Here is an 11,522-nt window from a genome sequence, read left to right as displayed (position 1 = left end):
GCGGCCCGCCGTTTCGAGATCGGCCAATTGTTTTCCCAAGTTCGCCCGTTGGCGAGGCCGTCGACGCAGCAAACGGCCCCGCGACCGAACTGTCGCGGGGCCGTCATGAGCTAGAAGCGGACGAGAATCTCCCGTCAGCTCAGAGTCACTTGTACTCCTGCACGCCCGGATGCACCGTGCCGGACGAGAGAAAGTACAGCGAGGGGTGCGCGAAGCCGCCGGCCGGCACGACGACCGGGGTGCCATTGCGGAAATCGACGGCCATGGCGGAGGTCGGCAAGTTCGCGACGGTGGTCCGCGCCCCTCTTCCCGTCCGCAGCGCTGGTGCCCGGCGTCTGGTCGGTCATCCCCCGTCCTCCTTGCGTCACGCACCGACTGACGATCAGTCGGCGCGGGGCATCATCGTAGAGGTCGACTTGTCTGCTCGGCCCCGCCCTCGCCAGCGGCGGAACCGTTCCGGGAGGGACTGGCGCAGGCTCCGGGAGGCGTCAGTAACCCTCATACCAGTCATCGCCACCCTGTACCAGGCGGCGCCGCAGATAGTCCTGCAAATTGCGGGCGACCCACTTCCGGCTGTCGCTCTCGTGCTGCCAGACGAAAATGTCGGGTCGCTGCGGTCGGATGACGAAGGCGAACAGATCACCACCGCCATTGTCCCCGAAGAACAGGAAGGGGTCGAAGGACATGTAGAGCGCAGTCAACGACTCGTCCTGCCGGAGACTGACGTTGCGCCGCACAATCTCCTCGACCGGCCACACCGCACGAGAACTCGTATGAGCCAGGATCCCGTTGGTCTCCGCCAGGAGGCTCCGCAGCTCCTCGGGCAGCGACTCACTCAGCACTCGCTCGGCATCATTCAGAGCTGACGGCGTGGCAGGTTCGACGAAGCCGGACTCCGGATACACCTCTCGGGCCAGTTCCTTCCACATTCGCCTAGTCCTTCCGACCCTGCGTCAAGTCCGCACGGATTCCCTCAAAGCGAGTGGGCACACGGCTCAGCCTGTGTCGCGCGTGCCACGAGTGTTCTCCACGCGCGCATTGAGCCGCTTCACCCAGTAGTTGTCAGGATCCCGCTGATAGTCAGCCGTCGCTGCCCCGGGAGCCGTCTCGATCAGGTGCAACAACGTCCAAGCAAGACCGAAGCAGTCGTCGGGACCGAAGGCCGTCGCCAAAGCTTGGGCTTCATCGTCCGAGACCGGCGGGGTAATTCGCTTCAACTGCTCACCACACCTGTCGATCTCCTCGTCAGAAGCATCCTCCGAAGGGATAGGTCCGGCGCTGACGAAATCTTCTACCTCACGACGCATGGAAACACTCCACTGTTACATCTTCCCAACCTTGCGATAGTAAGCAAGCAGTCGAAGAATGCCGGTGTTGAAATAACTGGGATCGCCGTACTGCAACTGACCGATCCGGCGCATGTCCCAGAGGTCCATCGCGACTACTGTACGCCAGGGCAGGTTCTGATCCGCGGCCTTGGTGATCTTCCCAAGCTTCCAATACGTCCTGGTGAGAGCGTGGTCTGCCTCCTTCATCACAATTGCACCACCCTCATCCCTCGGCATGTGGTGGAGCGCATCCTGCGGAATGTGGTGGGGTGTCAGCCCGTCGCCCACCACGCCAGGATCCATATCTCCGAATCGACCTGCGTCGTTCTCCGCAACGACGTGTGGGGAGAGTCCGAAGGGATCGGCCCAGGTGTGGGGGTTCTCGACATACGTTTCGGGATTGGGGGCAGGTGTGAGGCCGAGAGGATCGGGGGAGGTGTAGCGGGCAGTTTCAGGGTCGTAGTACCTGTTGACGTTGTAGTGGAGGCGGGTTTCAGGGTCGAAGTACTGGCCCGGGAAGCGCAGCGGGGTGTACGTGCTGCTGGCGGCGGGCCAGGTGGTGGAGCCCCACAGGGTGCTGGTGGCGCGCCAGGCGACAGATTCTGACGTGGGGTCGAGGAGTTCGGTGGGGCTGCCGACGAGGTCGGTGACGATGGCGAAGAAGCGCCGGTCGATCTGGTCCTGAGCGGTGATGGTCTCGGTCTGGGCGAGGGGCTGCAGGCCGTGGTGGTCCCAGCTCAGGGTGTGCGGGCCGGGCAGGTAGGGGGCGTGGGTGCTCTGCTCGGCGAGTTGCGGGCCGTCCCAGGTGAAGTCGGTGCGCTCGACGACGGTGTGCCCGTCCTCGGCGAGGCGGTGCTTGGCGATGCGGCGGCCGAGTGGGTCGTAGAGGTAGTGCCAGAGGGTACCGTCGGGTGTGGTGACATCGGTGAGCCGGTCGTCGGCGTTCCAGGTGAACCGCCAGGTGTCGGGTTTGCGTGACAGTCGGGTGACTTGACGTAGCGTCATACGCCCGGCGGTGTCGTACTCGTAGCGGACACGTCCGGCGGTGGTGAGTTGGGTGCCGGTGTAGGTGCGCCGGCCTTCGGCGGGGCGAGTGGCGTCAGTGGCGGGCCAGTGGGCTTCGGTGAGGTTGCCGGCCGGGTCGTAGGCGTAGGTCTCGGTCCAGTCGCGGGCGTGGACGGCGGTGACGCGACCGGCCGGGTCGAGGTCGAAGCTGCGTGGACCGGTCAGCGAGTCGTCTATCCCGATGAGGTTGTCGTCGGCGCGATAGTGCCAGCTTCGGCGCTGGAGGACCTGTTCGCCGGCATGGACGGTACGGTCGATGAGGCGTCCGGCGGTGTCCCAGCTACTCGTCAGGGTCAGGCCGGTCGGGTCAACAGCGGTGGCGACGACGGTACGGGTGTGCTCGCGGCCCGCGGCGTCGTGAGTGAAGTCGAGGGTGCCCGCCAGGGTGGCAATGCGAGTGGGGCGACTGGCGAGGCCGTAGGTCCAGTCGGTGGCGTGCCCGGCAGGGGTGACGCGGCGGGTGCGGCGGCCGAGCGCGTCGTGCGTCTGGGTGAGGGAGCGTCCGTTGACCGTCTCGACGAGGAGGTTGCCGAGCGGGTCGTAGGTGCGGGCGATCTCGGCGTCAGTGCCCACCGCATGCACCAGGCGACCGGCCGGGTCGTAGGCGTACTGGGTGGTCTGCCCACCGGCATCCTTGCCGATGAGGCAGCCGAGGACGTCGTAGCGGTAGGTGGTGCGCACCCCGGCCGCGTTGGTACGGGCAGTCGGGCGGCCTATGGGGTCGAGTTCATACCGGAGGCGGCGGCCTTCGAAGTCCTTCTCGCCAGTCAGGCGCCCGGCCAGGTCGTAGTCGTACTCCCAAGTCCGCCCCAACGCGTCGGTGATGGTGACCAGTTGCATGTTCGCGTCGTGCGCGAACGCGACCCGCGCGCCGTCGGGGGTGGTACGGGCTGCCAGGGTCTCGAAGTGGGTGTACTCGAAGGTGGTGGTCTGGCCGAGTTGGTCGGTGTGCGTGAGGCAGTTGCCTTCGCCGTCCCACTCCCAACGCTCGGTCGCGCCGTCCGGGCCGGTGCGTGCGGCCGGATGCCCCTCGACGGTCCAGGTCATCCGGGTGGTTGCGCCGAGCGGGTCGGTGATCGCGATCGAGCGGCCGAAGGCGTCGCGTTCGATGCGCGTGGCCGAGCCGCCAGGGTCGGTGATTTCGACGGGCAGTCCGGCCGGGTCGCAGACGACGCGGGTGGTTTGCCCCAACGCGTCTGTGATGGAAGCGAGATGGCCTTGCTCGTCGTAGCTGAATCGGGTGGTTACGCCCAGCGGGTCCGTCACCGAGGCACGTCGGCCCGCTTCGTCCCAGGTCTGTTGCCATACCGCGCCGTCTGGCTCGGTGACGACCGTCGGTAGGCTCAGCTCGCCGGCGTACGCGGCGGTCGTCTGCTCGCCGTCGGGTCGGGTGACGGTGATGAGGTCACCGAACGCGTCGAACTCGTACCGGGTCGTCGCGCCGAGCGCATCGGTCTCGGCGAGGAGGCGGTTGAACTCGTCGCGCTCGTAGCGGGTGGTGTTGCCGAGCGGGTCGACGATCGCGACGATCTGGGAGCGGGCGTTGACGTGATACTGCGTGGTGTGGCCGAGCGCGTTCGTCTCGGTGGTCACGCGAAGGCCGGTCTCGGGGTCGGGTTCGCCGTAGTGGAACTGGAAGCGCAGGCTGCCGTCCGCGCCGCCCTCGTCCACGACCCGGCCGCGCTCGTCGTAGACGTACCAGTACTGGCTGTTGTTGCGGTCGGTCCAGGAGGTGATCCGTCCGGCGGCGTCGTTGGCGAACACCATCGGCAGACCCGACGAGTTCCACACCTGCGTCAGGTGACCGCGGTCGTAGCCGTAGCGGAGCAGGAGTTGGTCGCCGCCGTCCGGTGCGCCGTCCGCCAGCCACAGTTCGGTGATCCGCCCGTCGGCGACGGTGACCCGCAGGCGGTAGCCGCCGCTGTGGTCGATGCCCAGCGGGGTGCCGGCGCGGTCGTACTCCAGCGTGTAGGAGCGGCCGGAGCGGTCCCGGACGCGGGTCAGGAGAGCGGCACGTCCGCCTGGTTGGACGGTGAACTCCCGGACCACGCCGCTGTGACGGTCTGTCAAGGAGTACGCGCGGCCCCGGCTGTCGACCTCCAGGTCGAGCCTCCGCCCGGCGCTCGCCTGCACCGGCAGGCCCGGCTCCGGATGCGGGTAGGCCTGGGTGACCCGGTCGGCGCCGAGGTGCACAACGCCCTGCTCGTCGATCTCCAGGCGCTCGTCGAACGTGCACACCCAGCGTCGACCCATCCACCGACCCGCGCCGTAGCCGGACTCGAAGCAGCGCGTGAACTTCAGCGGCAGCGACCCCGGAAGGAGCACGTCGGTCTGGTCGATGAACATCCGGCCCGTGGCCATGTCCACCGGCTCACCGCCGGGGCACACGGCGTCCTCACTACGCCCCGCGTCGTGCGGATCGGACGCCTGCTGACGGCCGGCCCCCGGCCCTTCCTCGCCTGGGTGATCGGACGGACCACCGCCCCCGGGGGCATGCGGATCCTCCGCGTGGGGTGCGTGCGCGTCCTTCTCAGCGGACTTGGCCAGGTTCTCCGCAGTCTCCGCCTCGTTCTTGGCGGCGTTCTCCGAGGCCTTCTTCGCGCCGCTCTCGGTGTCCTTGAGGATGCTGCGGTACGCCTTGGCGAAGTCCTCCGCCAGACTCTTGCCGGCCTTCTGCGCCGCTTCCGAGATCGCCTTGGCTATTTGACTCATGTCGGACCCCGCCCCCGAACTGCCGTTCCCCACAGGCCGTCAGGGGCACGCTACCAAGCGGCCAGGCCGTCGGCCCAGCGTTTCGTGATCGCCCAAGGGCCTCTCCATACCTGCCCGTTGGGATGCGCGGCAGGTCAGGCGGCTGTTGCCGCAGCCGGTGTGATGCCGTGGAGGGCGGCTCGGGCCAGGGCGGCGCCGCGAGTGGCCACGGCTGAGGCGATGCTGATGGCGGGTGGGGGTGCGGCCAGGCCTGCGCAGGTGCGACAGATGCCGGGTTGGGGGATGGGGTCGGCGCACTCGGCGCACTCGTGCCAGCGCCGGGCCGGGGCGGCGGGCTGCTGCGAAGTGGCAGGCGCTGGTGGGCGTTTGCGGGTGAGGCGGTTGCGGAGGAGGGCGGCCGGGGCGTGGACGGGTTGGGGTAGGCCGGGCAACAACGCCACCGTCAGGTCCTGTTCGGTCGCGCCGAGTTCCAGCCACTCGGCGACCAATGGCGCCAGGGCAAGGGCTTCGGTCATGCCGAGCCGTAGGCGTGGCTCGGGGCGTAGCACGCGGAAGAGCGTGGCTGCCGCCTCCCGCACTTCCGGCGGCACTTCCTTGGCGGGAGCGGGAGCGGGAGCCGAAGCGGGAGGCGCGGCGGGAAGCGCGGCGGCTTCGGATGCCGCGTTGTCTTCCGTTACTGACGCCTCGTCGGCCTCGCTCACGGCGGGCTCGGCCGGGAGGAGGGAGGGGAGGGTGGGGTTCTTTCCCTGGTTCTTTGATTGGCCGTCAGGTGCGTCGGACTTCACCTTGCCGGAGCCCGTCTTTTTGGCACCCGGCACCGGAGGCTGTGGGCTGTCGTACACGTGCGCCACGCTGATGATGCTGCCGTCCGGCTTGCGGACCTTCTCGACGCGGTAGTACCCGGCGCGGGCAAGCTCACGCAGGGCCCTGGCGACGGAGCCGCGTCCCTCGACGCAGGAGTCGGCCAGTAGTCGGCCGTCCTCACGCCACCCGTCCGGGCGGGAGAGCAGGTCGGTCAGGACGCCCCGGGCCCGGTATGACAGGCGGCGGTCCTGCAACAGGTAGTTGGGCAATGACGTGAAGCCGCGCATATGCGGGCTACGATGAATCTGCACGGGAGTGTCTGCTCCTGCTGCCGGACCCCGGAGCGTTGGCGCGCTGCCGGGGTCAACTATTCGATTGGTATGCAGCCGACGCTACCACGCCCAGTGACCAGCACCTACACGGATAGTGACCGAACGCAAGTGCGTCAACCATCCGTTGCCACAAGCGGGAAGGTCTGCCCCAGGAGCCTGGGGCAGACCTTCCCGAACCTGAACTGAGCTGAGCTGAGCCTGGGTTACCTCAGCTCCTGGATCTCCGGGAGCTCCGAGCCCTCGTTGACCAGGTACACCCGGGGGCGCTCACTCCCGGTGCCGGGCGCGACCAGAGCGGTCTCGCCCAGGAAGTACGTCGAGTCTGTCGACGACGGGAAGCTGGCGACGACCGTCGCCTTGCCCGTGGTCGGGTCCAGTTGGACGAGGGAGCCACCGGCGCCGTTGTACGAGTCCGAGGGCTGCGAGATCGCGTAGATCGGGCCGCTGGCGTTCGTCTGGGACAGGAGAGCCAGCGTGGCACCGGACTTGTTCTGGCCGTAGTACGTCCAGAGGGCCTGTCCGGTGGACACGTTGACGGCCTCGACGCCGGGGTTGCTGGAGCTGTTCTGCGACTCGGTCAGCATGGTCGTGCTGTTCAGCATCCGCACGACGAGCGTGTTGCGCGCCGAGCCGTTGGCCCGGATCGTGTCTCCGCCGGTCAGCGGCGTCGGGTTGCCGCTGCTGTCGTAGATGTTGGTGACCGGCTGGCCCCCGCTGCCGTCCTGCTGCGCGACCAGCGGGTTGCCGTTGAGGACCGAGGTGAACATGACGTTGTCGGACTCGGTCTTCTGCCACAGCTGCTTGCCGGTCGCCCCGTCCAGCGCGGTGAGCACGTAGGTCGGGTTGACGTCGGCGCAGAACTCGTTGACCAGGACGACGCCGCCACCGGCGTAGGCGTCGTCGTTGCAGTACTGGCCGCGGGGCTTGTACTGCCACACGGTGTTACCGCTGGTGAGGTCGACTCCGCCGATCACGCCACTGCCGGTGACGGTGGCGACGGTGCCGCTGATGAAGGTGTTGACCTCCGACGCCGAGCCGCCCTGCGGGATGTTCAGCTTGAGGTTCCAGAGCTCGCGGCCCGTGGTGGTGTCCACGCCGACCACGTTCGTGCAGCTGTGGTCGTCGGTGCCGAAGGCGATCGTGCCGATGCCGGAGGACGACACGGTCGGGGACATGCCGCAGGGCACCGAGGCCCCGGACGGCGGTGCCACGGTCCACGCGACGCTGCCGTCCGCGAGGCTGTAGGCAGACGCGGTGTCACCGACGCGGATCAGGTCCTTGTCCGTGATCCAACTGCCGATCAGGCTCCCCGAATCCGTGCCGTTGGCCGTCTTCCAGCCGACGGCGAGCGCCGGCGTGCCGTTGTTGCCGCCTCCGCCTCCGCCGCCCCCGCCGCTGCCACCGAGCGCGACGACCGCGACGACGATGATCAGGATCAGCGCGAGGCCGCCGCCGATCAGGCCGAAGAGCAGACCCTTGGACGCACCGGTCCGCGCGGGAGGCATGCCCTGCATGGGCGGCATGCCCTGCATCGGCGGCATCTGCTGGGCCATGGGCGGCAGTTGGTACGGGTCCGGCTGGCTGGGGACCTGCTGGTAGGGGTCCTGCGGGTACGGTCCCTGCGGCGCGTACTGGCCCTGCTGGTACGGATCCTGTTGGTACTGGCCCTGCGGGTACTGGCCCTGCGGGTACTGGCCTTGCTGGTAATGGCCTTGCTGGTAATGGTCCTGCGGGTAGCCGGGCTGGCCGAACGGCGGCTGCTGCTGAGGCATGCCCTGCATCGGCGGCATCCCCGGCTGTCCCATCGGCGGCATGCCCTGCTGCGGCTGCGGGTTGGGATAGCCGTAGCCCGCCCCGGGAGCGGGCTGCTGTGGAGGCACGTTCGGGTTCGGGAACCCGTAGCCGGGCGCACCGCCGGGCGCACCGCCGGGCGCACCACCGGGTGCACCACCCGGCGCACCCGACGGAGCGCCGGCCGGCGGCGCGCTCTTCTCGAGCGACGGCGCGCCGTCCTGCGGGATCTGCGGTGCCTGCAGCGCGTACGACGTGGACATCGTCGGCGGTGCCTGCAGTGCGTACGACGTGGGCGCGAACTCCGGGCCCTCAGGCTGCTGTGCTTGTCCAGGTACCTGTGCAGGTGCCTGCCCAGGTCTCGGGTCTGCGCCCTTCGGCTCTTCCGCGGCGCCGTTGTCCGGCGTCTGGTCGGTCATGCCCCCGTCCTCCTTGCGTCACCCACCGACTGGCGTTCAGTCAGCGCGGGGAAGGGAGATCGAGGCGGCCCGCCCCCGCGAGCCATGGTAGAGGTCGTGTGAAAGCGGGCCGGAGGTGACCGTCGATCGGACGGGGAGCCGTTACCCGCCTGGTACCGTCCGCCTGCGAACGGATGGTGAGCGAACGACTCCCCGGTCCTGCTTGCCGACCGACCTACCGACCGAGCGACCGACTTACCGGCTGACTATCGACCGACCGTCAGCGCGCGTCGCAGGCCTGGGCACGCAGGGCGCGGGCCAGGTCGTCGCGGCACTCGCGGACGAGGCGGCGCAGCGCGGGGGCCGCGTCCGCGTGCTCGGTCAGCCACTCGTCCGTGCGGGTCAGCGTCGCGTCCGAGTCGACCAGGTACGGGTAGAGGCCCTTGACGATGCGCAGCGCGATCTCGATCGACCGCTCCGCCCAGACCTTCTCCAGCACCTCGAAGTACGGCTCCGCGTACGGCGCGACCAGCCCCCGCTGCGAGGACTGCTGGAAACCGGCGATCTCCGCCTCCACCAGCGCGTTGGGCAGCTCGTCGGTCTCCACGACCAGGCGCCAGGCCTCGGCCTTGGCCTCGGCCGTCGGCGCGGAGGCGCGGGCGGCGGTCTCCAGGCGCTTGCCGCTGGCGGTGTTGTCGCGCGCCAGCTCCGCCGTCAGCTCGGCGTCGCCCGCGGCGCCGCCCACGACCAGCGCCGCGAGCAGCGCCCAGCGCAGCTCCTGGTCCACGTCGAGGCCGTCGATCCGCGCGGTCCCGGCCAGCAGGCCGGAGACCAGACGCAGGTCCTCCTCACTGTGCGCGGTCTTCGCGAAGAACCGTGCCCAGGTCAACTGGTGGTCCCCGCCGGGAGCGGCGGCGCGCAGCTCGTTCAGCGCGCCCTCAGCCAGGGCCTGCGCCGCGGCCTCGCGCCCCTCCGGCGCGACGTACTGCTCCAGCGTCAGCTGGGCCTGGACGTGCAGCTGCTGCAGCACGCCGATGTCGGTCTCCCGACCGGCGAAGCGGAGCAGCAGGTCCAGGTAGTCGCGGGCAGGCATCAGACCGTCGCGGGTCATGTTCCACACCGCCGACCAGCACAGCGCACGGGCGAGCGGGTCCTCGATGTCGCCGAGCGAGGCGCGCAGCGTGTCCAGCGACTCCGCGTCGAAACGGATCTTGCAGTACGTCAGGTCGTCGTCGTTGACCAGCACCAGCGCCGGGCGCGGCTTGCCGACCAGGTCCGGTACGGAGGTCCGCGCCGCCGCCTGCACGTCCACCTCGACCCGCGCGGAGCGGACCAGGCGGCCGTCCTCCACCAGGTCGTAGCACCCGATGCCGATCCGGTGAGGACGCAGCGTCGGCTGCTCCTCGGCGGCCTCCTGCAGCACGGCGAAGTCGGTGATCCGGCCCTCGGCGTCCACCGTCAGCTCGGGCGTGAGCGCGTTGACGCCCGCCGTCTGCAGCCAGGCGCGGGACCACTCGGCCATCGCCTCGGTGCCGCGACCGCTGGTCTCGGCGAGGACGGCGAGCAGGTCGTCCAGGGTGGTGTTGCCGAACGCGTGGCGCTTGAAGTACCGGCGCGCGCCCTCCAGGAACGCGTCCCGCCCGGCGTACGCGACCAACTGCTTGAGCACCGAGGCGCCCTTGGCGTACGTGATCCCGTCGAAGTTGAGCTTGGCGTCCTCGAGGTCGCGGATGTCCGCGGTGATCGGGTGTGTGGTCGGCAGCTGGTCCTGCCGGTAGGCCCACGCCTTGCGGCGGTTGGCGAAGGTGATCCAGCCCGCCTGGTACTTGGTGGCCTCGACCTGCGAGAACGCGCCCATGAAGTCGGCGAACGACTCCTTGAGCCACAGGTCGTCCCACCACTGCATGGTGACGAGGTCGCCGAACCACATGTGCGCCATCTCGTGCAGGATGACGTTGGCCCGGCCCTCGTACGCGGCCTCGGTGACCTTGGAGCGGTAGATGTACTCCTCGCGGAAGGTCACCAGGCCCGGGTTCTCCATCGCGCCGATGTTGTACTCGGGCACGAAGGCCTGGTCGTACTTGCCGAACGGGTACGGGTAGTCGAACTCGTCGTGGAAGAAGTCCAGGCCCTGCTTGGTGACGGTGAAGATCTCGTCCGAGTCGAAGTACTGCGCCAGGGACTTGCGGCAGAGCGCGCCCAGCGGGATCTCCAGCAGCCGGCCGTCGGGCAGCTCACGGCTCCAGCTGTCGCGGTCCACGTGGTACGGACCGGCGGCGACGGCGGTGATGTAGGTGGAGATGCGCGGCGTCGGGCTGAAGATCCAGGTCAGGGACGAGTCTTCGTTGCGGACCGGGTCGCCGCCGGTGGCGGAGTTGGAGAACGCCTCCCAGTGGCCGGGCGTGGTCACGGTGAAGGAGAACGGCGCCTTGAGGTCCGGCTGCTCGAAGTTGGCGAAGACGCGGCGCGCGTCGGCCGGCTCGTACTGGGTGTAGAGGTACACCTCGCCGTCGACCGGGTCGACGAAGCGGTGCAGGCCCTCGCCGGTGTGGCTGTAGGCGCAGTCGGCGTCGACGACGAGCTCGTTCTCGGCGGCGAGACCCGGCAGCGCGACTCTCGAACCGTCGAACACCTCGGCCGGGTCCAGCTCACGCCCGTTCAGCGTGACGCGGTGGACCTTCGGGGCCAGCAGGTCGGCGAACGAGTCGGCGCCCGGCTCGGCGCAGCGGAACCGCAGCGTGGTGCGCGACCGGAAGACGCCCGTCTCGCCCAGGGCACTGCGCAGGTCGAGCTGGACGGCGTAGCTGTCGACATCGAGGAGCCGTGCCCGCTCGCGGGCCTCGTCGCGGGTGAGATTCGTGCCGGGCACGTCCGTACTCCCTTGTACGTAGCGGGCGCGTGGGGGTGGTCGCGCCGCAGAACCGTGGTCTACCTGGATTACCTGTCTACCTGTTCCGGCATCCTTTCATGCGTCCTGGCAGCCGGGCGGGCGGACCGTCCGAACGGACGGTCGGGGATCGGGAAGGTCCGGAACGCCGGGGAATGGAGCGGCCGGGCACGTCGTTGCGTCTGACGGACGACCCGCGCGTCTG

General features: G+C 69.2%; 7 protein-coding genes. All 7 read right to left on the bottom strand.

The window, feature by feature from the left end; translation table 11 throughout:
• Positions 1-145 precede the first annotated feature (145 nt).
• Positions 146-280 carry a hypothetical protein gene (locus ABH940_RS11515; protein WP_370063304.1) on the bottom strand — a complete coding sequence of 45 codons (135 nt, stop codon included), beginning with the start codon at positions 278-280 and terminating at the stop codon, positions 146-148.
• A gap of 208 nt (positions 281-488) precedes the next feature.
• Entirely contained in the window at positions 489-929 is a 441-nt protein-coding gene (locus tag ABH940_RS11510) for an SMI1/KNR4 family protein (RefSeq protein ID WP_370063306.1), read from the bottom strand.
• A gap of 66 nt (positions 930-995) precedes the next feature.
• A complete protein-coding gene (locus tag ABH940_RS11505) occupies positions 996-1,307 on the bottom strand; it encodes a hypothetical protein (protein ID WP_370063308.1) in 312 nt (103 codons plus the stop codon).
• Positions 1,308-1,322: 15 nt separating this feature from the next.
• Positions 1,323-5,105 (bottom strand): RHS repeat-associated core domain-containing protein, encoded by a 3,783-nt coding sequence (locus ABH940_RS11500; RefSeq protein ID WP_370105169.1) that lies wholly within the window; start codon positions 5,103-5,105, stop codon positions 1,323-1,325.
• A gap of 134 nt (positions 5,106-5,239) precedes the next feature.
• Positions 5,240-6,220 carry a hypothetical protein gene (locus ABH940_RS11495; protein WP_370105168.1) on the bottom strand — a complete coding sequence of 327 codons (981 nt, stop codon included), beginning with the start codon at positions 6,218-6,220 and terminating at the stop codon, positions 5,240-5,242.
• 224 nt (positions 6,221-6,444) lie between these two features.
• Entirely contained in the window at positions 6,445-8,451 is a 2,007-nt protein-coding gene (locus tag ABH940_RS11490; protein WP_370105167.1) for a PQQ-binding-like beta-propeller repeat protein, read from the bottom strand.
• Between the two features lie 259 nt (positions 8,452-8,710).
• On the bottom strand, positions 8,711-11,299 hold the full coding sequence (gene pepN / locus ABH940_RS11485) for an aminopeptidase N (RefSeq protein ID WP_370105166.1): 2,589 nt from the start codon (positions 11,297-11,299) through the stop codon (positions 8,711-8,713).
• Positions 11,300-11,522 lie beyond the last annotated feature (223 nt).

It is taken from the genome of Streptacidiphilus sp. BW17 (assembly GCF_041262485.1).
Taxonomy (GTDB): Bacteria; Actinomycetota; Actinomycetes; order Streptomycetales; family Streptomycetaceae; genus Streptacidiphilus.
Note: the sequence above shows the minus strand (reverse complement) of the source record. Positions and strands in the feature narration are given on the sequence as shown.

What these genes read in the sequence shown, in the direction of transcription:
- ABH940_RS11510 (WP_370063306.1), bottom strand. Translation starts at nt 929, where the DNA reads ATGTGGAAGGAACTGGCCCGAGAGGTGTATCCGGAGTCCGGCTTCGTC.
- ABH940_RS11505 (WP_370063308.1), bottom strand. Translation starts at nt 1,307, where the DNA reads ATGCGTCGTGAGGTAGAAGATTTCGTCAGCGCCGGACCTATCCCTTCG.
- ABH940_RS11500 (WP_370105169.1), bottom strand. Translation starts at nt 5,105, where the DNA reads ATGAGTCAAATAGCCAAGGCGATCTCGGAAGCGGCGCAGAAGGCCGGC.
- ABH940_RS11490 (WP_370105167.1), bottom strand. Translation starts at nt 8,451, where the DNA reads ATGACCGACCAGACGCCGGACAACGGCGCCGCGGAAGAGCCGAAGGGC.